Origin of the sequence: Lactobacillus helsingborgensis (assembly GCF_003173695.1) — a bacterium.
GTDB classification, from domain to species: domain Bacteria; phylum Bacillota; class Bacilli; order Lactobacillales; family Lactobacillaceae; genus Lactobacillus; species Lactobacillus helsingborgensis.
On the sequence record NZ_CP029544.1, the window covers coordinates 595,020 to 615,163 of the forward strand.

Here is a 20,144-nt window from a genome sequence, read left to right on the forward strand (position 1 = left end):
TTTGAACAAAAAACATACCTTCTCTATCATATTTTAACACGATGAATGTAAGCGCGTGCAATTTTTGCTCGATTGGTATTGCTTTTGGTTTGAGTAAAACCATATTCTTTCTTTAGCTTATCCAAAACTACGCTAATTGTTTGAGGATTAGTATTTTCTATTTCAAGTTCAAAATCTTCATAGCCGTCGGGATAGGTACTGTCATCAAAGGTCAGTTCACAATTTTCAGGACCATTTGCAAGTATGCGGTGCGTTTTACTATAGGTTTGCAAGTCTAGTTGCAGATTCTGACCAAAGTGCTGGTTTAGATATTTACCAGCGCTGTATTTAAAGGTAATGTGCTGATTGTTAAGACCATTTTGAACATAATCTTGGGCTTCTTTTAGCGAAAGCTTATCATTTATTTCAATCGCCTCATGAAATTTGTTTTGCAATGGATTTTGATGAGGCACTTTGAGTGTTTGTTCAGCCCGATCAGAAAAAATACGGATACGGCAACTGATTCTACTTTTTTTGAGTAATCTATTGCTGGTATCAAAGTAATAATTTTCTTGGTTAAAACTTTCTTTTACTGTAAAATCACTACACAGCTTTTGGAAAATTTCTTGTGGTAAAAGTATTTTTGCTTCTATCTCGGTATTTTCTGCCATTAGTACTTACTCCATTCTTTTTATAAATATAAAAAGTGTCTATAAAGTATTTTGTACACTTCACTACAAAAATTCAAAATTTAACTCTGAAAAAAATAAATAAATCGAGTAGGTATTCAGCAAATTATTATTCTAATAAGATTTCTGATAGAAATGCTATAAGAGTACATATTTGCTAAAATTAATAAATTTATCATAATCTTAAAAGGTTGATTGTGCAAGGAATAAATCCTATGGCTAAAGAAGTTTTTGGGGTTGTGTATAGCTCAAAAAGGGCAAGAATGCTTAAACAAGGTAATCCTATGAAATTGCTATCATATATTTTATGTTAAAATGGATATGCTGTTGAGAAAGGAATTATTTCTATGAATTTTGATTGGGATAATTTTTTATGGCCTTATGATGAGGCCGTGCGAGAATTAAAGGTGAAGTTTCGTTCTTTGAGACAAAGTTTTTTGACTCAAGGGGAACATTCACCGATCGAATTTGTGGTCGGCAGAGTTAAAACTGTTGATTCAATTAAAGAAAAAATGCAAAGGCGTGTTATCAGTCCGGATGTGATTGAGACTGACATGCAGGATATAGCAGGGATACGAATAGTTTGTCAATTTGTAGATGATATATATAAAGTAGTAGACTTAATCCATGAGCGGGATGATATGGAAGTGATTGAAGAACGAGATTATGTTCAAAATGCTAAGCCTTCTGGTTATCGTTCTTACCATATGGTGATTTCATATACTGTCTATTTACCTACTGGATCAAAAAAATTGTTGGCAGAAATACAAATTAGAACTTTGGCAATGAATTTTTGGGCAACTGTTGAGCATACTTTAAATTATAAGTACCAAGGCTCTTACCCCAAAGATATTTCCCAAAGGCTAAAATCCACTGCAGAAACAGCCTATAAACTTGATGAAGAAATGTCTTTAATTAAAGATGAAGTGCAAGAGGCTCAGAAGGTTTTTACCAAAAACAAGGGTAAGGAAAAATAATGAGAATTACAATTGCCCATAACACTAATCAAGAAACTTTAAAAGTGGTAGCGCATTTGCGGAAATTATTAGAAACGAAAAAAGGGGTAGTTTTTGATGCCAAATACCCTGATGTGGTTATTACTGTTGGCGGTGATGGGACCCTAATTAATGCTTTTCATCGTTATGAAAATCAAATAAGCTCAATTCGTTTTATTGGCATTCATACTGGTCATCTCGGTTTTTATACTGACTGGCAAGGCCCTGATGTTGATAAGATGGTGGATGCACTGTTTTTACGAGAACCAGAATCGGCCGCTTATCCTTTGCTTGATGTAAATTTACTGACTGAAGCTGGCGAAAAAAAGCACTTTTTGGCATTAAATGAATCTGCAGTCAAACGGATATCCCATACACTTGAAGCCAAGGTTTATATAGATAACCAGCTGTTCGAAAATTTTCGGGGTGATGGTCTATGTATTTCCACGCCGACTGGGTCAACCGGCTATAACAAGTCAATTGGCGGGGCGGTGATCCATCCTCGGTTAAAAGCGCTGCAAATGGCTGAAATAGCTTCTATCAATAATCGTATTTTTAGAACGCTATCTTCACCCATTGTACTTGCGCCAGAGCAGTGGATTACAGTAGTGCCCAAGGCTGATCATTTTGTCATGACTGTGGATGGGCGCCGCATCAATGTCCGTAATGCCAAGAGAATTGATTATCGTATTTCTAGCAAAGAAATACACTTTGATCGTTTTGGACATACTCATTTTTGGTCACGGGTTCAGAGTGCCTTTATTGGAGATGAAGATGACAGTATTTAAAGTTTTGGTACAAGATAAAGCCCCCAAAAAATTAGGGGCTTTTTTATTGAAAAATGGTTTTTCAAAAAGAGCTGTCAATAATGCCAAAAACGCTGGCGGTTTATTGCTGGTCAATCACAAAAGAAGATATACCAATTATCTTTTACATACCGGTGATGAAGTTATTTTCGTGCCGGGTAAAGAAAAGGATAATCCCTGGCTGGTCCCTTCACAAAAACCAGTGGATATTATTAAAGAAACTGATAATTATTTAGTGGTTAATAAACCGGCTGGTATTTTATCCATACCCTCACGCTATGATGATAATGCAGTTGTTAATCAGGTTTTAGGCTATTTTGCTCAAAAAAATGAGCGTGGTGTCAAACCGCATGTTGTTACTCGCCTTGATCGCGATACGTCAGGTTTAGTTCTAATTGGTAAAAATGCTATTGCCCATGCACGTTTTAGTCAAATTCCTAAAACAGACTTTGTCAAAAAATATCATGCAATAGTTCACGGTAATTTTACTCAAAATGAACTTGCTGGCATAATTGATCAGCCAATTGGGCGGAAGGGAACTGCAATAGTGCGCTCTATTGACCCTGAAGGCAAGAGAGCCAAAACCGCTTATCAGGTTATTGCACAACGACCTGGTGTCAGTTTAGTTGAATTGCGTTTATTTACCGGGCGGACGCATCAGATTCGTCTACACATGCAATATATTGGTCATCCTCTTTTTGGCGACCCCTTTTACGGTATAGAAGATGATTTTAGCCGCCAGGCACTAAGCTGCTTTTATTTAGAATTTCCTGATCCTTTTAATCCTGCCAAAAAAGTAAAAATTGCGATTGCTGATGCATCTGATATGAGAAAATTGTGGCATAGTTTTAAAAAATGTTAGTAAAAAAGGCTGTCTCTAAATAGAGACAACCTTTTTGTTTTCCTAAATTATTCACTGAAAAGTACGCGTGTACCCTCAGGGACAAAAATATCTTTTTGGATAGGGGTGAGACAGCCGTTTTCTGCGTCACGAGTATATAAAGTAGCATTATCTGTATTTTGATTAGTAGCTACCACGTATTTCTCGCTCTTATCCCAGTTAAAGTCACGCGGAAATTCTCCAAAGGTTGAAATTCTTTGCCGTAATTGCAAGGTGTGATCAGCATTAACGGCGAAAACCGTAATAGTATCGTGACCCCGATTTGAAGTATAAATAAATTTGCCATCTCGGCTAATTTTAATTGCTGCTGAACCGTTATGATCTGAAAAATCAGCGGGGATTGTTGAATAGGTGGCAATATTTTTAAAATGCCAGTTAGTTTCATCCATTGCTACCAAATTGATCTTGCTTGAAAGCTCTCCCACAACGTAAAAGTAACCACCATCAGGGCTAAAAACGATATGACGGGTCCCAAATCCCGGCTCATTTTGATATTTAGCCAAGTGTTTTAGTTTGTTGTTATTGAAACTATAAAAATCAACACAGTCATTGCCTAAATCACAACTCACTAGGTTGCCTTGAGGGGTTTCGTCAAAAAAGTGCGGGTGGGGGCCATCTGCTTGTTCTGAACAAGGACCAAGTGTGTCAGCTGTGTGGGTTACTGAATCTAAATAGGTCAAACTACCATCTTGATCGTAAGAAAAGACAGCCAGAACAGCAGTGTGATAATTTGCTGTATAAAGCAGCTTTTTGTTTCTGTTGATCCCGATATAAGCTGGTGATGAACCAGGGGTCAAGTATGAATCTTTTTGCGTATATTGACCATTGACTAATTCAAATGAACTAATACCGCCTTTATCCCCAGCATTGTTAATAGTAAAGATGAATTTGTCATCTTGTACGAAATAAGTTGGTCCACCAACCTTAATTACTTCTTTAGCAGGCCCCATTTGCATTTCCAGGCCGTCTTCTTTTTTAAGCGGCAATTCATAGATTCCTGTGGCCCTTTTCTTGGTATACCCGCCAATTAATAATTTCATGTTTGAAAAGCCTCCAATTTAATTTATAATTGTTCCAATAATTAGTATAGCATGACATGCAATTGTAAAAATTTTGAACAGCTCAACATATATAAAAAGTGTTAAAGTATGTTGTCAGTTATATTAGTTACTATCAACAAAAAAATATGAATTTAAGAGGTATGTCGAAAATGGATGAAAATAAAATTCGGGAGCTTTATGCCAAGAATGATATTTCTGAAGTTTATACTATTCTTCACTCATCTTCTGCAGGTCTGACCTCTGCAGAAGCAACCGCAAGATTAGAAAAATACGGTCGTAACGAAATTAAAAAGTCGCAAGAAGAATCAGAATGGAAAGCATTTTTTAAAAATTTCATCAGTATGATGGCAATTTTATTATGGATTTCTGGTTTAGTTGCTATGTTTAGCGGAACAATAGAGCTGGGAATTGCAATCTGGCTGGTTAATATTATTAACGGTCTCTTTAGTTTCTGGCAGGAGCGAGCAGCTAAGAGAGCCACAGATGCTTTGAATAATATGTTACCGACCTATGTTCAGGCCATACGTGACGGCAAAAAAATACAGATTGATGCTAAGGAATTAGTTCCGGGTGATGTTTTCATTCTACAAGCTGGTAATGCTATTCCAGCTGATGCCAGACTAATCACTGCTAATTCCATGCAGGTAGATCAAAGTGCTTTAAATGGTGAATCTGTTCCAGAATCTAAGACCACGGATTATGCTCCTGGAGAAGGCAGCTATGCGGAGACCGACTTGGTCTACTCCGGCACAACTGTTGGGTCTGGGACAGCACGTGCAATTGCTTTTGCCACGGGAATGAATACTGAATTTGGTAAAATTGCTCAGTTAACACAAAAGCAGAATAAGGTAGATAGTCCTTTGACTCAGGAACTCAACCGCTTAACTAAACAGTTATCCTTGATTGCTGTTTCGATTGGTATAGTCTTTTTGATCGCTGCCATTTTCTTTGTTAAATATCCGTTTGCTAAAGCATTTATTTTTGCTTTAGGGATGATTGTTGCGTTTATCCCAGAAGGATTATTGCCAACTGTTACTTTAAGTTTGGCTCAAGGGGTTAAGCGCATGGCTAAAAAGCATGCCATAGTTAAGGAATTAAACTCTGTTGAAACTCTGGGAGAAACCACGGTTATTTGTTCTGATAAAACTGGAACTTTAACTCAAAACCAAATGACTATCCACTATTTGTGGACTCTTAAAAATGAGTATAGAGTTACTGGTAATGGTTATGTGAATAACGGGCAAATTGAACTAAACGATAAACAGCTTTGGTACGAAGAAAACCCAGATTTACATAAACTGGTACAAATTGCATCTTTAGATAATGATACTGCTGTTCAACCAAGTAAAGTAAGGGGTGGAAAGCCCAAGATTTTGGGAACGCCTACCGAGGCCTCTTTAATTATCATGGCTGAAAAAGCCGGCTTTGATCGGCAAAAGGTTTTGGTCAAATACCCCCGCTTACGTGAGTTACCGTTTGATTCTAACAGAAAGCGGATGTCTACTATTCATCGCTGGAATGATCACCAATATATTATTTTTACTAAAGGCTCATTCAGTGATGTGATCAAACAATGTGATCAAGTTCAGGTTGACGGTAAAATTCGGGAAATGACCCCTGATGATATGAAGCGTGCTCAACAATATAATGCTGAATATGCTGCTAAAGGATTAAGAAGTATGGCGATGGCTTATAGAATTGTTGACAAAGTAGATACCGATGTTACTAAGTTAACCATCGAGTCAGCTGAACAGCATTTAGTGTTTGTTGGACTTACCACTATGAGCGATCCGCCACGTCCAGAGATATACAATGCAGTCAAACGTTGCCATGAAGCAAAAATCAAAATTATTATGGTTACGGGCGACTCGAAATTAACTGCAAAATCTGTTGCAGTGCAGATTGGTCTAACTTCTGATAAAGCTCGGGTTATTTCTGGTGACGAACTAGAGTCTATGAGCGATGCTGATTTACGTGAGGCTTTAAAAGGCGAAGTTATTTTTGCCAGAGTTGCACCTGAACAAAAATACAAAGTTGTTAAAACATTGCAGGAGAATGGCGAAATAGTCGCGTCTACCGGTGACGGAGTTAATGATGCTCCTGCATTAAAACAAGCGGATATTGGTATTGCAATGGGTTTGTCGGGTACTGATGTTGCTAAAGATGCGGCCAATATTATCCTAACAGATGATAACTTTGCTTCGATTGTAGCCGCAATCGAAGAAGGTAGAGCCGTTTATAGTAATATTCGCAAATTTTTGACCTATATTTTAACTTCAAATGTACCTGAGGCCTTTCCTTCAATCTTGTTCCTGTTTTCTGGAGGTGCAATACCACTGCCAATGACTGTTATGCAGATTCTAACAGTTGATTTAGGAACGGATATGCTTCCAGCATTGGGATTAGGAGAAGAAGCAGTTGATCCCGATGTTATGAAACAAGCACCGCGGCAGCGCAACGAACACTTGCTTAATAGAAGCGTCATTATCAAGGCATTTTTATGGTATGGTTTGATTTCCAGCGCGATTTCAGTCGGAGCTTATTTCTTCGTCAATTTTCAAAATGGATGGCCACAAAATCCGTTAGCCGCTAGCGGCCAAGTTTACATGCGTGCTACTACTATGGTATTAGGGGCAATCATTTTTACGCAAATCGCCAACGTATTGAACTGTAGAACAAACAAGATTTCACTTTTCAAAAAAGGCTTGTTTAGTAATAAGAGTATTTGGTTTGGGATCCTTTTCGAAATTCTTTTATTCTTTTTATTAACGGTTACTCCAGGGCTGCAACAGTTATTTAATACCACTAGATTATTGCCTGTTGACTGGATATTCCTATTTTGTTTACCAGTACCGCTGGTCATAATTGATGAAATAAAGAAATGGCTTTTATACCATCAAAAATAAAGAAGTCACAAAGAAAACCGCTTATATATTAGTTAAGCGGTTTTTGTTATGCTAAAATTAGAGCTTAAGGAGAGCAAAAAATGAAGTGGACAGCAACTATTACAAAAATTGGTAAACAAGCTATTGAACCTAAGGGTAATATGGTGATTTTATTTGGCGAAAATGTTACTCCAGAACTGGTAGACGTTTCCGTTATTCAAAAATTCGATCCTCAAACCCCTTTAGCTAGTTTTATTATGAAAAAAGGCGATACAATCACAATTGATGGTCAAACCTATGTGGCCGATTTTGTCGGTGCCATGGTTACCAGTGATATGCGCGCTTTGGGTCATGTCACATTATTTTTTAATCAGAAAAAGTCTAAAAATCCTTTAGCAAATGCCGTATATTTCACAATAGAGGATAAGCAGACAATACCTGAATTTAAAATTGGCGATGATATTGTATATGAACACATTTGATTAGGATGATTTGATGGACTACGAGAAAAAACATAAAAAGAGAACCATCTTTCAAAAATGGTTTTTAAATAACAGATTTAGTATTGCTTTACTAAATATTTTGTTGTTCTTCCTTGTAATTTGGTTATTCAACAAAATTTCATTTGTTCTGAACCCGGCAAAAGTTTTCGTGAGTGCAATTTTACCACCACTGATGCTGGCTTTAATTCAATTTTATATTATGAATCCGCTGGTAGACATTTTAGAGCGGAAATTTAAGGTGCCGAGACTGATTACAATCTTGGGACTATTTATTCTAGTGGCAATTTTATTGGTTTGGATTGTGAATACTTTACTACCAATAGTTCAAAGTCAAATTAATTCTTTAATTGTACATTGGCCGCATATTTGGAAAGATGCGACCAACGCTTTGCAGGATGCACTAAGCAATCCGCAGCTTCATAGTGTGAAGGGCAACATTAACGATGCTATTAATCGTGCACAAGATATGCTCTTTAAGTCAGGTCATGAGGCAGTTAATGCGGCGTTAAGCAACATTTCTTCAGCAATTAGTGTAGTGACTATTATCGTTATGACTTTACTTACCGCACCCTTTATTCTGTTTTTCATGTTAAAAGATGCTCATAACTTGCGTCCATACTTAATGCAATTTGCTCCAAAGCGCTGGCAAAAAAGTTTCGGCGAACTTCTTTACGATATTAATACTGCACTGGCATCTTATATTAGGGGACAGCTTACTGTTGCCTTTTGGGTCGGAGTCATGTTTGCCATTGGTTACAGTATTATTGGCCTGCCGTACGGCATTGCCCTTGCAGTTTTAAGCGGTATTCTTAACCTTATTCCATATTTTGGTACTTTTATTTCCTTTATACCTGTAATCGTGATTGCTATCATGCTTTCTGTACCAATGGTAATTAAAGTTTTGGTTGTTTTTGCAATCGAACAAACCATTGAATCAAGGGTTATTAGTCCTTTGGTAATGGGAAACAAGATGGAGATGCACCCGGTAACCACTATTTTATTATTAATAGGTTCAAGTTCTGTTTGGGGACTTTGGGGCGTCATCTTTGGTATCCCAATTTATGCTATTTTAAAAATCATTATTTTACGTGTGTATAATTACTATCGTAAAGTTTCACAAGTTTTTAGAGAAGATGAGGTCGAAGAAACTGTACCAGTGATTTCTGATAACGACAAAAGTGTCAACGGCGATCAAGCTGAAAAAAAGTCTAAAAAATAAATTCGGTTTTTAGTGAATTTTTGGTTAAGGAGAAGAAAGAGATTGACAAATCACGTAGTTTTATATGAACCACTAATGCCTGCAAATACAGGTAATATTGCCCGAACATGTGCTGGAACTAATACTGTTCTTGACCTGATTGAGCCCCTTGGGTTTCAAATTGATAATAAAAAGATGAAACGGGCCGGACTAGACTACTGGGATAAAGTAGATGTTCGGCTACATGATGATCTTAACGCTTTTTTAAATCAACTTGGCCCCAATGATGAAATGTACCTTATTTCCAAGTTTTCATCTAAAAATTACGCGCAAGTTGATTATACTGATCCCGCAAAAAATTATTATTTTGTATTTGGCAAAGAAACTACTGGTTTACCAGAAACGTTTATGCGAGAATATTATGAACGCAATTTGCGCATCCCGATGTCCAATAATATTCGTTGCTATAATCTAGCTAATTCAGTGGCAATTGTTTTACTTGAAGCTTTGCGGCAGCAAGGTTTTCCTAATTTGGAAACTTCTCATCATTATGAAAATGATAAGTTGAAGGACAGCTATAATCGCCCTGAACGCTATGAACGCAATTTAGGAGGAAAATAAGATGGATTTTGAAAAAGAAACTCCTGTTTTGGTTAAAAATTTCCATTATGACATTAATGAAGAACCTGAAGTCAAGGATCAGGTGAACTTTGGTCTTAAAAAAGTCGAAAAGCAAAATGAAGATGGTACAACTGACGCTGGTGTAGATGGCAGTTATTTTGACGTTACCGTTGTTTTCGATGTTGCACCAGCACCAGGAGAATTTGCAGTTAGTGGCATGATTAGTCAGATTGTCAAAATAAAAGATTACTTTGGCGATGGGAGCGATCTCGGTAAGGCTGATTACCAGCTTCTTAGCCGTCCCCTAGTTGAATACATTGAAACTTTAACTTATGAAGTTACTCAGATTACTCTTGATAAACCAGTTAATTTGAACTTCAAAGCTAATTTTTAAGTTGTGAACTGGTAAGATCATGCCTAGAAAGAAAAGGAGAAAAAATACCAAAGTCGCCAACAAGAAACAGACCAATGGGCTCATGTGGGCAATTATTGGACTTGCTCAAATTATTATTGCTGTCTTAGCTTTTGCTAAATTTGGAATGTTAGGAAAGCAAATTGCCAATGTGTTTCGGCTCTTTTTTGGCGATTCTTATTTACTTGCCGCTGGAATTTGCATTATTTTTGGTTTGGTGATGCTTATTTATAACAAGCCAATGCATTTTAAATTTAAGCGCAGCTGTGGCCTATTTTTAGCTATTTTAGGTTTTTTGCTGATTCAAAGTAGCCTCTTTTTTGAACATGAATTGGTAAATAATGCTTTTATGAATGCTTTTTGGCATGAAATGGCAGCAGAGTTTAGCAGAATAGCAGTGACTAAATCTGTGGGCGGCGGCATAATTGGAGCATTGTGCTATCAAATATTTTATCCGCTGCTGGGGCATATTGGTCTCAGAATTATCGCCGTTTTGCTAATTCCTAGTGGCATCTTGATGTTTTTTGACGTTAAATTTGCTACGCTGATCAAGAAGTTTCAATCCTTCAGCCAACTTTTTATAAACAAGAATAAAGCAGCTGGTTCTAAGATAAAAGACAAGTACAGTTTATTAAAGGAAAAACAGGAACAAAAGAAAGAACAAGAAAATGCGCGCAATTTGCGTGATCCGCTTTCTGATAATTCAACAATTTTTCCCGACGTAGAAGACTTTTCAGTTGATAATTTTCCAACTGAAAAAAGTGCTGCTGCAACTGGTGTAAATGATTTTGATTCCGGCAGTGCTGAATTTGATGATGTTCCTGAACATGAGCCAGTAGAGCCGCAGATACAAGTTGCCAGCCAAAATAATATTGCTAAGAAGCAACCTCATCAGGAACCAGTAAAAAGTGCTACTAAATTACCACGCTCTCATTCATTTATTGCAGAAGATCAAAAACTCAAGCAGGATTTAGAAGCTGTTGATCATGGCGAATTTAATAAAGAGCAAGAAGTAAGTGCAGATTACCAAAAGCCACCGCTAAACTTGCTAGACAATGTGAGAAATATTGATCAAAGTACTGATAAAGCTCTTATTCGTCAAAATACGCAAACTTTACAATCAACATTTAAGAGTTTTGGCGTTAAGGTAATTATCAAAAGGGCAATTTTAGGTCCAACAATTACGCGTTATGAGGTTCAGCCTGCGGTTGGTGTCAAGGTTAGTCGTATAGTCAATTTAGCTGACGATTTGGCACTGGCCTTGGCCGCCAAAGATATTAGAATAGAAGCACCTATACCGGGTAAGCCCTATATTGGTATAGAAGTGCCAAACAAAAATACTTCAGTGGTGGCATTTAAAGATGTTATGCAAAGTCAAGACAGGAAGGCTAAAAAGGATCCAATGCAGGTGCCTTTAGGTAAAGACGTAAGTGGTCAGACTATTTCTGCTGATTTGACTAAAATGCCCCATCTTTTAATTGCCGGTTCGACCGGATCTGGAAAATCCGTAGCCATAAACACCATTTTAACCAGCATTTTGATGAAGGCATTACCAGATCAGGTCAAACTGATTTTAATTGACCCTAAAATGGTTGAACTTTCTGTTTACAATGGGGTGCCCCATTTATTAATTCCGGTTGTGACGGATGCCAAACTTGCGGCAAATGCACTAAGTAAAGCTGTCAAAGAAATGGAACGCCGTTATAAGCTTTTTGCAGCTGGTGGCGCCCGTAATATGAGCGAATATAATGAAAAAGTGCGTCTAAATAATCAAGATAAGTCAAAGCCGGCTATGAAACCTCTACCTTATATTTTGGTTGTAGTTGACGAACTTAGTGACTTAATGATGGTTGGTGGCCGTGATGTTGAAGGTGCTATTGTACGTTTAGGGCAAATGGCTCGTGCTGCCGGTATTCACATGATTTTGGCAACGCAAAGGCCAAGTGTGGACGTCATTACCGGATTGATTAAAGCAAATGTCCCTTCACGTATCTCTTTTGCAGTTTCAAGTGGAATTGATTCACGAACTATTTTGGATCAAACTGGTGCTGAAAAATTGCTGGGCAGAGGAGATATGCTCTATATGCCTGTTGGTGCTTCAAAGCCTGAACGTATTCAAGGGGCGTTTGTTTCTTCTCATGAAGTTGAAAATGTAATTTCATGGGTCAAAAAGCAGCAAAAGCCGGAGTATGACAAGGGAATGATTCCGCAAAAGGGTCAAGAAACCTCTGAAAATAAAGAAGAAGAACCTGAAGATGAATTTTATGATCAAGCCGTTGACCTGGTTAGACGGCAGCAAACTGCCAGTGTCTCTCTTTTACAAAGGAGATTCCGTATTGGCTATAACCGTGCTGCCAGAATAGTCGATGCTATGGAAGAAAAGGGCGTAGTAGGTCCATCTGAAGGCTCTAAACCACGTCAAGTATTGTTACCACCTAAAAAAGAAGGCGAACAGGACTAATTTTTAAGAAAGTTTATTGACTCGTTTTAATAGTTCAAATTTACAAAAAAATAATGGTAAAATAAAATCGAATATGAATGCATAACTGATTTTGTTCTATAATGACAGACATTTACTGCTGTGCGGTCATCTTCAAAATCTGAATTCATAAAAATAAGTTTAAAAGGAATGTTGTAATTGCAACGAGCGATAGTATTTGGTGCAACTGGTGGGATTGGTCAGGCAATATGCACAGACTTGGCCAGTGCTGGTTGGTCACTTTATGTCCATTGCAGTCAAAATTGGCAAAAAGCCTGCACAATAGCTCAAAAATTAAGTCGTAAATATCCCCAGCAGGATTTTATTCCTGTCAAACTTAATTTTCTGGCTAAAAATGACGAATTAAAAGAATTTGTTAACGGGCTTTTACCAGTTAATGCCGCTGTTTTTGCTCAGGGTATTACAGATTATAACTTTGTCAGCAGTCAATCTTTGACGAGAGTTGATGAAATTTTACAAGTCAATTTGACTGTGCCGGTTAAATTAATTGGGCTGCTTGAGCCAGCTTTGATTAAAAATGATTATAGTCGAATTGTATTTCTGGGCTCTGTTTATGGTGGCTCAGGGAGTGCTATGGAGGCAGTTTATAGCACTTCTAAGGCTGGGCTTGCTCGTTTTGCACAAGCTTATGCCCGTGAAGTCGCTTCAGCTAATTTAACTGTTAATGTCGTTGCCCCGGGAGCTGTGAATACTGCAATGAATTCAATGCTCGCTCCTGAAGCAATGGAAGAAGTTAAAGGCGAAATACCAGCTGGCAGGTTAGCTGAAGGCAAAGATATTTCTTATTGGGTTAAAACGCTACTTGATGCCCAATCCAGCTATTTAACTGGGCAGACAATTTACGTCAGCGGCGGCTGGCTTATTTAAATATAAAAATAATATTGAGTATATGTTATACTCAAAGAGTAAATTATAGATTTAAAGAGGTAACTATGGCAGATATCGGAGATAAATTACGCAGTGCCAGAGAGGCAAAGGGACTTTCAATTGAAGACATTGAAAAAGCAACCAAGATTCAAGGCAGATATCTGACGGCAATTGAGCAAAATGATTTTGATAAACTTCCTGGTGATTTTTACGTAAGAGCTTTTATCAGGCAATATGCTCAAATAGTTGGATTAGATGGCAAAAAGCTTTTAAGTGAATATCATGATGATATTCCTAAATCTGAGCCAGATGAGTTTGTTGAAGATTCAATTGATAATAAAAGCGAAGAAGTTAGCAAGACAACCAATAGTAAGAAAAAGATCTGGCAAGATTACCTTCCGCGGATTATCGTTGGGTTAGGAATTGTTGTCGTTATTCTAGTCTGCTATGTTGTCTATGCCCATTTTTCATCCAGTCGCAATGACAATAATAATGCTGCTAACGATGTAACAGTTTCTTCTGATAATGGCAAACGTCATCATAAGACTAAAAAAATTAAAAAGAAGACTGTTAAAATTAAAGAATTAGCTACAAATCAATATCAGATTACTGGTTTAAAAAATAATCGTAACTTAGTTGTGCGTGCTGGTAATCAGGCAACTACTGTTTCAATAGCAATGAACGGAGTTAACCAAAGTAGTCAAACTTTGACTGCGGGTCAAAAGCACACGTTGAGAATTCCTGAAACAGCACAAACAGTGGTTGTGACTTTTAGTAACGCGCTAAGTACGTCTATTACAATTGGTGGCAGAAAAGTACCATATAACGCTCAAAGTTCAAATCTTGCTCTAACTTTCTATATTGGTAAGAGAACTAATAGTCAAACTAACCAAACGCAGCAGAATCAAAATAATTCTGGTACCACAAATCATAATTCTGAACATAATAGTTCAACTAACCAAAGTCAAGAACATAATCAGTCTACTACCAACCATAATAACGGCAGCAGCACTAATAATTCTGGTTCAACAAGTGGTCAACAAAACAATCAAACTAACCAAAATAACCAGAATAATAATCAATCAAATCACGAAAATAATCAGACGAATAACAACCAAAATACCAATACTAATAGCGGTCATTCTGGAAATAATTCATCTGATGGAAATGATCGTAATGAATAGTTATTATAGTGGGAGGAAAAGTTAAGAATGAATTTGCCTAATAAGTTGACGGTTTTTAGAATTTTGCTAATACCAGTCTTTATGTTAATTGTTATTTTCGGTGGTAATGCCAGTTTTCAATTTGCTGGGAAAACTATCTACTGGAAATTAATTATTGCTGCTATTGTTTTTGCAGTTGCTTCAGCAACTGATTGGTTTGATGGCCACATTGCCAGATCACGCAATTTGGTTACTAATTTCGGTAAATTTGCTGATCCGCTGGCAGACAAAATGCTTACCATGACAGCTTTTATCATGTTAATTTCCTTGAAATTAGCTCCAGCATGGGTGATAGCTATTATTGTTTGTCGCGAGTTGGCTGTTACTGGCTTACGACTGATATTAGCAGAAAACAAAGGGCAAGTTATGGCAGCTGCTATGCCCGGTAAAATAAAAACTACTTGCCAAATGTTATCCATCATTTTTCTATTAATTGGTGATATCTATAATATTGGCACAATCTTGCTTTACATAGCTTTGATCTTTACTATTTACTCTGGTTGGGATTATTTCCACAGCTCATGGGATGTTTTTGATGGCTCCATGTAAATTAAGTAAAAATTAAATATTAAAAAAACACTAACCATGTTAGTGTTTTTTTGCATGAATTCAGGATCATACTCTGCTGTTAAGACGAAAGGTGATTGCTTAAGCGTAAATTAATTGTTAGGATTAAATTAAAAGAATATTGAAGAAGGGGGAAATTTTATGGTAGAAAAAATACCAGTGGTTGAATTTAAGGATGTGTCCAAAATATATCCTAAGATGAAGAATCCAGCTGTTAATCATATTAGTTTTGAAATTGATCAGGGTGATTTTTGCTGCCTGATTGGCACCTCTGGTTCAGGAAAGACTACTTTGATGCGAATGATTAATCGCATGAACAGTGTAACTAAAGGTGAAGTACTTGTTAACGGAAAAAATGTCAAAAGTTTTAATCCCGTCAATTTAAGACGTCACATTGGTTATGTGATTCAAAATAATGGCCTAATGCCACATATGACGATCAAAGAAAACATAGTTCTAGTTCCTAAATTGTTGAAGTGGCCTAAAGAAAAGTTGAATGACGAAGCTAAAAAATTAATCAAAATGGCTGAATTACCAGAATCATATTTGGATCGTTATCCAACTGAACTTTCTGGTGGGCAGCAACAAAGAATTGGTGTAGTTCGTGCACTTGCAGCTAATCAAAATTTAATCTTAATGGATGAGCCTTTTGGAGCTTTGGATCCTATAACACGAGAGAGTTTGCAAAATTTGGTGCAAAGCTTGCAAATGCAATTAGGCAAAACAATTGTTTTTGTAACTCATGATATGGATGAGGCTTTAAAGTTAGCTACTAAGGTAGTTGTATTACACGATGGAGAGCTGGTACAAGTAGGAACACCGGATCAAATATTGCATCACCCAGCAAATGAATATGTCAAAAGCTTAATTGGTAAAGAACGTTTATCAGAAGCAAAATACGAAACTGTTAAAGTCAAAAACGTGATGTTAACTAATCCGACAAAAATTGATTTGGGTGCTTCATTGGCTGATGCTTTGACGATGATGAAAGAAAATCGTGTGGACACTCTTTTGGTAGTAGATCATGATGATCATTTAAAGGGCTATATTTCAATTGATGATCTTCAACGTAACTATTCCCCAACAAATAGTGTTAGTGATATTTTAATAACCAAACTAAGTACAGTAGGACCTGAAGAATATTTGCGTGATAACTTCAGTCGCATTATGAGTCGGAACAAGAGTTATATACCTGTCATTAATTCAGATAAAAAATTAGTTGGTATTGTGACCCGCTCAAGTTTAGTTAACGTAGTTTATGAAAAGATATGGGGAGATAAAAGCCCATTAAAACAGCAATCAGAAAAAGAGGCGAAATAATATGTCTGCCTTTTTTGTACAACATGGTTCGGAACTATTAGTCAAAACGTGGCAGCAAATATACATTTCTGCCATTTCTTTAGCTTTGGGAATAATTGTTGCTATTCCCTTAAGTATTATTTTAATGAAATTTCCGCGAGTAGCTAAAATAGTAATTGCTATTGCTAGTATGTTACAAACCATTCCGGCTCTGGCACTTCTGGCAATGATGATTCCTTTCTTTGGTGTAGGGCGCTTGCCAGCAATAATAGCACTTTTTTTGTATAGTCTAATGCCTATTTTACGTAATACTTATGTTGGTCTCACCGGGGTAAATCAAGATACGATAGATTCTGCCCGGGGTTTAGGTATGACTAATATGCAATTAATTTTAAAAGTTGATATTCCTTTAGCAATGCCTGTCATTATGGCGGGAATCAGACTCTCTGCTATTTATGTTATTGCATGGGCTACTCTTGCTTCATATATTGGAGCAGGTGGTTTGGGCGACTTTATTTTTAACGGACTTAGTCTATATCAAACTGACCTAATTTTTGGGGGTACTATTCCTGTAATTATTTTAGCCCTGTTAACAGATTATCTATTAGGTAAACTTGAACGTAAACTAACGCCAAAGGGAATATAGGGAGGTGCTAATCATGAAAAGATATTTGCAAAAAATATTAGTGATGATTACTGCCTTTTTAATAATGATAACCACGAGTGCATGTGGATTACCCGGTCTTTCTGATAGTGAAGGCAGTCAAGAAAATATCAGAATAACGGCACTTACTACCACCGAATCTCAAGTTATGGCCAATATCATTGCGCAACTTATTGAACACGAAACATCATATAAAACCTCAATAGTTAATAATTTGGGCTCTGCACCAATGCAGCATCAAGCTTTATATCGTCATGATGCTGATATACAAGCTGCCGCTTACGATGGTGGCGAACTAACTGCCAATCTATTGTTACCGGCAATTAAAGATTCTCAAAAAGCAAATAACACTGTCAGACGGGAAGTAAAGAAAAGATGGGATCAAACTTATTTACACACCTATGGCTTTGCAAATAATTATGCTTTTATGGTGAGAGCCAAAGACCAAAAGAAATATCACCTTTACAAAATTTCTGATTTAAAAAAGGTCAAAGATAAGTTTTCTGTTGGTATAGCTTCTGAGTGGATCAATGCTCCCGGTGTGGGTTATCCTGCATTTCAAACGGCCTATGGCATTACTTTTACTAAAGCTCATCCTATGAATATTGGCTTGGTATATTCTGCTTTAAAGAGTGGCAAAATGGATGTCATCTTGGGTTATTCTACGGATGGTCGCATCGACAGTTATCACCTGCACTTGTTAAAAGATGATAAACATTTCTTTCCCCCATATAATTGTGGCATGTTAATTAATAATTATATATTAAGGCAGCACCCTGAATTAAAACCAATACTGAAACGCTTGGTTGGAAATGTAAGTGTGCATGATATTCGTAAAATGAATTACCAAGTAGATGATAAACTGCTTGAACCAGCTACTGTAGCTCACCAGTTCTTGGTAAAGCATAATTACTTTAGGGGGGAGAAATAATGTCTCATTTATCTTTATGGCAACAATTTATTTATTATTACGCCCATAATGGCAGTTACGTATTAGCACAATTTAATCGCACTTTTTTAATTTCAATTTACGGTGTTCTATTTGCTGCGGTGATCGGTATTCCTGTTGGGATTTTTATCTCTCGTAATGGTCATTTAGGTGATTTTGTGGTTGGAATTGCCAACTTTATCCAAACCATTCCTTCCCTTGCTCTCTTATCTATTGTCATGATTGGTTTAGGGTTAGGCGTTATGACTGTGATTGTCACAGTGACGCTTTATTCACTTTTGCCCATAATTAAAAACACTTATACTGGCATGAGTAACGTCAACAAGAACGTCATTGATTCAGGAAAAGGAATGGGCATGACTAAATTTCAGTTACTTTATATGGTACGCTTGCCTTTATCGATGTCTGTGATAATAGCCGGTTTAAAAAATGCGCTGGTAATTGCTATTGGTATTACATCAATTGGTTCATTTGTCGGTGCTGGCGGATTAGGTGATATTATTATTCGTGGTACTAATGCCACTAATGGTAGTGCAATTATATTAGCTGGTGCTCTCCCTACAGCCTTGATGGCGATTTTAGCTGACATTATTTTGAATTTTCTCCAAAAACTGTTACAACCAAAAGGGTTAAAGAAAATAAATTAAAAAAAGGCCGAAAATTTTGCGTAATTATTATTGTGAATAAAAATATTAAACATTTGTTCGCTTTTTCCTTGCAAATATACACTAAAGCAAAGTATAATTATTAAGTACTAAAATAATGAAACTAATTAGAGGAGGACAAAGTCTTGGCCAAAGATGAAAAACAGGCCGCATTGGAAAATGCGCTTAAGAAAATTGAGAAAAATTTTGGTAAAGGCGCCGTTATGCGAATGGGCGATAAGGCCGATACTAAGATTTCGACTATTCCCTCAGGCTCGCTTGCTCTTGATGCAGCCTTGGGTGTTGGCGGCTATCCCCGGGGTAGAATTGTAGAAATATATGGACCAGAGTCTTCTGGTAAAACTACTGTTGCGCTACATGCAGTAGCTGAAGTGCAAAAAAGAGGCGGAACTGCTGCTTATATTGATGCTGAAAATGCCATGGATCCGGCATATGCCGAAGCTTTAGGCGTTGATGTTGACTCACTAATCTTATCTCAACCCAATACTGGTGAAGAAGGATTGCAAATTGCTGATACTTTAATTACAAGTGGCGCAATTGATATTTTAGTTGTTGATTCGGTTGCAGCACTTGTACCTCAAGCCGAAATTGACGGAGAAATGGGCGATAGCCATGTTGGTCTGCAAGCTCGTTTGATGAGCCAAGCCCTCCGTAAACTTTCTGGTAATATCAATAAGACTAAAACTATTGCAATCTTTATTAACCAAATTCGTGAAAAAGTCGGCATTATGTTTGGTAATCCTGAAACTACCCCTGGTGGTCGTGCGCTTAAGTTCTACGCAACTATTCGCTTAGAGATTAGAAGAGCCGAAAAGATTAAACAAACTGGTGGAGAAATCACCGGTAACCGTGTGAAAATTAAAGTTGTCAAAAATAAGGTTGCTCCACCTTTTAAAGTTGCTGAAGTTGATATGATGTACGGCAAAGGTATCTCTCAAAGTGGTGAACTTCTTGATATGGCAGCCGACAAAGACATTATCGCAAAGGCTGGTTCATGGTATTCATATAACGATGAACGAATTGGACAAGGGCGCGAAAACGCTAAAAAGTATCTGGAAGATAATCCGGAAGTTTATGATGAAGTGCAGAAACAGGTTCGTCAGGCCTACGGTATTGACGAGGAATCAGTTGCTGAGCGCGAAGACCCAGAAAAAATAAAAGAGAAGAAAGCTAAAAACGCTGCAAATACAGAAAAGGAAGCTTCTGCTAAAAAAGAAGCCGACAGCAAAAGCAATTAGTTTTGAAGAAATAGACCTTGACTTGTGAAAACAAGTTAAGGTTTTTTCTTGTCGTTTGACATAATCCCCGTGGTTCTTTATCATTAATATTGTGTGAATAATCTAAAAAAATAAAAAAGGCG

Annotated in this window: 19 protein-coding genes; 17 read left to right on the forward strand and 2 right to left on the reverse strand. The window is 37.1% G+C overall.

All coding sequences use genetic code 11. From position 1 onward, the window contains the following. Nucleotides 1-26 precede the first annotated feature (26 nt). A complete protein-coding gene (locus DLD54_RS03005) occupies nt 27-650 on the reverse strand; it encodes a CYTH domain-containing protein (protein ID WP_109918172.1) in 624 nt (207 codons plus the stop codon). Between the two features lie 365 nt (nt 651-1,015). Here DLD54_RS03005 and yjbM point away from each other — a divergent pair, with 365 nt between their 5' ends. From yjbM to DLD54_RS03020, 3 genes are read left to right on the forward strand one after another with little or no spacing between them, the layout of a single operon-like run. Then, the gene (yjbM, locus tag DLD54_RS03010; RefSeq protein WP_038521832.1) at nt 1,016-1,645 is read left to right on the forward strand and encodes a GTP diphosphokinase; all 630 of its coding nucleotides are present in this window, start codon (nt 1,016-1,018) and stop codon (nt 1,643-1,645) included. Further along, entirely contained in the window at nt 1,645-2,451 is an 807-nt protein-coding gene (locus DLD54_RS03015; protein ID WP_109918173.1) for an NAD kinase, read from the forward strand. The genes yjbM and DLD54_RS03015 overlap by 1 nt, the downstream gene beginning before the upstream one ends. After that, nucleotides 2,438-3,331 (forward strand): RluA family pseudouridine synthase, encoded by an 894-nt coding sequence (locus DLD54_RS03020; RefSeq protein ID WP_109918174.1) that lies wholly within the window; start codon nt 2,438-2,440, stop codon nt 3,329-3,331. The genes DLD54_RS03015 and DLD54_RS03020 overlap by 14 nt, the downstream gene beginning before the upstream one ends. A gap of 47 nt (nt 3,332-3,378) precedes the next feature. Here DLD54_RS03020 and DLD54_RS03025 read toward each other — a convergent pair whose 3' ends face one another. Beyond that, nucleotides 3,379-4,410, reverse strand: a complete 1,032-nt coding sequence (locus DLD54_RS03025; RefSeq protein WP_109918175.1) for a lactonase family protein — start codon at nt 4,408-4,410, stop codon at nt 3,379-3,381. 170 nt (nt 4,411-4,580) lie between these two features. Between DLD54_RS03025 and DLD54_RS03030 the strand changes: the two genes are divergently transcribed. The 14 genes from DLD54_RS03030 to recA all read left to right on the forward strand — a co-directional run bounded on the left by DLD54_RS03030 (nt 4,581) and on the right by recA (nt 20,022). Beyond that, the gene (locus tag DLD54_RS03030; protein WP_109918176.1) at nt 4,581-7,337 is read left to right on the forward strand and encodes a cation-translocating P-type ATPase; all 2,757 of its coding nucleotides are present in this window, start codon (nt 4,581-4,583) and stop codon (nt 7,335-7,337) included. 80 nt (nt 7,338-7,417) lie between these two features. Then, on the forward strand, nt 7,418-7,798 hold the full coding sequence (locus tag DLD54_RS03035; RefSeq protein ID WP_038521847.1) for a PTS glucitol/sorbitol transporter subunit IIA: 381 nt from the start codon (nt 7,418-7,420) through the stop codon (nt 7,796-7,798). A 13-nt stretch (nt 7,799-7,811) separates the two neighbouring features. After that, nucleotides 7,812-9,038, forward strand: a complete 1,227-nt coding sequence (locus DLD54_RS03040) for an AI-2E family transporter (protein ID WP_109918177.1) — start codon at nt 7,812-7,814, stop codon at nt 9,036-9,038. Nucleotides 9,039-9,080: 42 nt separating this feature from the next. After that, complete coding sequence (locus DLD54_RS03045; protein WP_038521850.1) at nt 9,081-9,638, forward strand: tRNA (cytidine(34)-2'-O)-methyltransferase; 558 nt, start codon at nt 9,081-9,083, stop codon at nt 9,636-9,638. A 1-nt stretch (nt 9,639) separates the two neighbouring features. Beyond that, a complete protein-coding gene (locus DLD54_RS03050) occupies nt 9,640-10,032 on the forward strand; it encodes a DUF1149 family protein (protein ID WP_038521853.1) in 393 nt (130 codons plus the stop codon). 19 nt (nt 10,033-10,051) lie between these two features. Further along, the gene (locus DLD54_RS03055; RefSeq protein ID WP_109918178.1) at nt 10,052-12,511 is read left to right on the forward strand and encodes an FtsK/SpoIIIE family DNA translocase; all 2,460 of its coding nucleotides are present in this window, start codon (nt 10,052-10,054) and stop codon (nt 12,509-12,511) included. A gap of 177 nt (nt 12,512-12,688) precedes the next feature. After that, nucleotides 12,689-13,417: an elongation factor P 5-aminopentanone reductase gene (gene ymfI, locus DLD54_RS03060; RefSeq protein ID WP_046326908.1), complete on the forward strand. Its 729-nt coding sequence runs from the start codon at nt 12,689-12,691 to the stop codon at nt 13,415-13,417. Nucleotides 13,418-13,482: 65 nt separating this feature from the next. After that, nucleotides 13,483-14,601, forward strand: coding sequence for a helix-turn-helix domain-containing protein (locus tag DLD54_RS03065; RefSeq protein ID WP_109918179.1), 1,119 nt, complete (start codon nt 13,483-13,485; stop codon nt 14,599-14,601). Nucleotides 14,602-14,628: 27 nt separating this feature from the next. Further along, nucleotides 14,629-15,189 (forward strand): CDP-diacylglycerol--glycerol-3-phosphate 3-phosphatidyltransferase, encoded by a 561-nt coding sequence (gene pgsA / locus DLD54_RS03070; RefSeq protein ID WP_109918180.1) that lies wholly within the window; start codon nt 14,629-14,631, stop codon nt 15,187-15,189. Nucleotides 15,190-15,348: 159 nt separating this feature from the next. Further along, on the forward strand, nt 15,349-16,527 hold the full coding sequence (locus DLD54_RS03075; protein WP_038521867.1) for an ABC transporter ATP-binding protein: 1,179 nt from the start codon (nt 15,349-15,351) through the stop codon (nt 16,525-16,527). Nucleotide 16,528: 1 nt separating this feature from the next. Then, complete coding sequence (locus tag DLD54_RS03080) at nt 16,529-17,152, forward strand: ABC transporter permease (protein WP_038521870.1); 624 nt, start codon at nt 16,529-16,531, stop codon at nt 17,150-17,152. 13 nt (nt 17,153-17,165) lie between these two features. Further along, nucleotides 17,166-18,101, forward strand: coding sequence for an osmoprotectant ABC transporter substrate-binding protein (locus DLD54_RS03085; protein ID WP_038521872.1), 936 nt, complete (start codon nt 17,166-17,168; stop codon nt 18,099-18,101). Then, the gene (locus tag DLD54_RS03090) at nt 18,101-18,766 is read left to right on the forward strand and encodes an ABC transporter permease (protein WP_109918181.1); all 666 of its coding nucleotides are present in this window, start codon (nt 18,101-18,103) and stop codon (nt 18,764-18,766) included. The genes DLD54_RS03085 and DLD54_RS03090 overlap by 1 nt, the downstream gene beginning before the upstream one ends. A gap of 143 nt (nt 18,767-18,909) precedes the next feature. Continuing rightward, a complete protein-coding gene (gene recA, locus DLD54_RS03095) occupies nt 18,910-20,022 on the forward strand; it encodes a recombinase RecA (protein WP_109918182.1) in 1,113 nt (370 codons plus the stop codon). Nucleotides 20,023-20,144: the final 122 nt, after the last annotated feature.

Coding starts and splice junctions, on each gene's coding strand:
- DLD54_RS03020 (WP_109918174.1), top strand. CDS start 2,438: ATGACAGTATTTAAAGTTTTGGTACAAGATAAAGCCCCCAAAAAATTA.
- DLD54_RS03005 (WP_109918172.1), bottom strand. CDS start 650: ATGGCAGAAAATACCGAGATAGAAGCAAAAATACTTTTACCACAAGAA.
- DLD54_RS03055 (WP_109918178.1), top strand. CDS start 10,052: ATGCCTAGAAAGAAAAGGAGAAAAAATACCAAAGTCGCCAACAAGAAA.
- DLD54_RS03025 (WP_109918175.1), bottom strand. CDS start 4,410: ATGAAATTATTAATTGGCGGGTATACCAAGAAAAGGGCCACAGGAATC.
- DLD54_RS03080 (WP_038521870.1), top strand. CDS start 16,529: ATGTCTGCCTTTTTTGTACAACATGGTTCGGAACTATTAGTCAAAACG.
- DLD54_RS03030 (WP_109918176.1), top strand. CDS start 4,581: ATGGATGAAAATAAAATTCGGGAGCTTTATGCCAAGAATGATATTTCT.
- DLD54_RS03075 (WP_038521867.1), top strand. CDS start 15,349: ATGGTAGAAAAAATACCAGTGGTTGAATTTAAGGATGTGTCCAAAATA.
- DLD54_RS03085 (WP_038521872.1), top strand. CDS start 17,166: ATGAAAAGATATTTGCAAAAAATATTAGTGATGATTACTGCCTTTTTA.
- DLD54_RS03090 (WP_109918181.1), top strand. CDS start 18,101: ATGTCTCATTTATCTTTATGGCAACAATTTATTTATTATTACGCCCAT.
- DLD54_RS03040 (WP_109918177.1), top strand. CDS start 7,812: ATGGACTACGAGAAAAAACATAAAAAGAGAACCATCTTTCAAAAATGG.
- DLD54_RS03035 (WP_038521847.1), top strand. CDS start 7,418: ATGAAGTGGACAGCAACTATTACAAAAATTGGTAAACAAGCTATTGAA.
- yjbM (WP_038521832.1), top strand. CDS start 1,016: ATGAATTTTGATTGGGATAATTTTTTATGGCCTTATGATGAGGCCGTG.
- DLD54_RS03065 (WP_109918179.1), top strand. CDS start 13,483: ATGGCAGATATCGGAGATAAATTACGCAGTGCCAGAGAGGCAAAGGGA.
- DLD54_RS03050 (WP_038521853.1), top strand. CDS start 9,640: ATGGATTTTGAAAAAGAAACTCCTGTTTTGGTTAAAAATTTCCATTAT.
- pgsA (WP_109918180.1), top strand. CDS start 14,629: ATGAATTTGCCTAATAAGTTGACGGTTTTTAGAATTTTGCTAATACCA.
- DLD54_RS03015 (WP_109918173.1), top strand. CDS start 1,645: ATGAGAATTACAATTGCCCATAACACTAATCAAGAAACTTTAAAAGTG.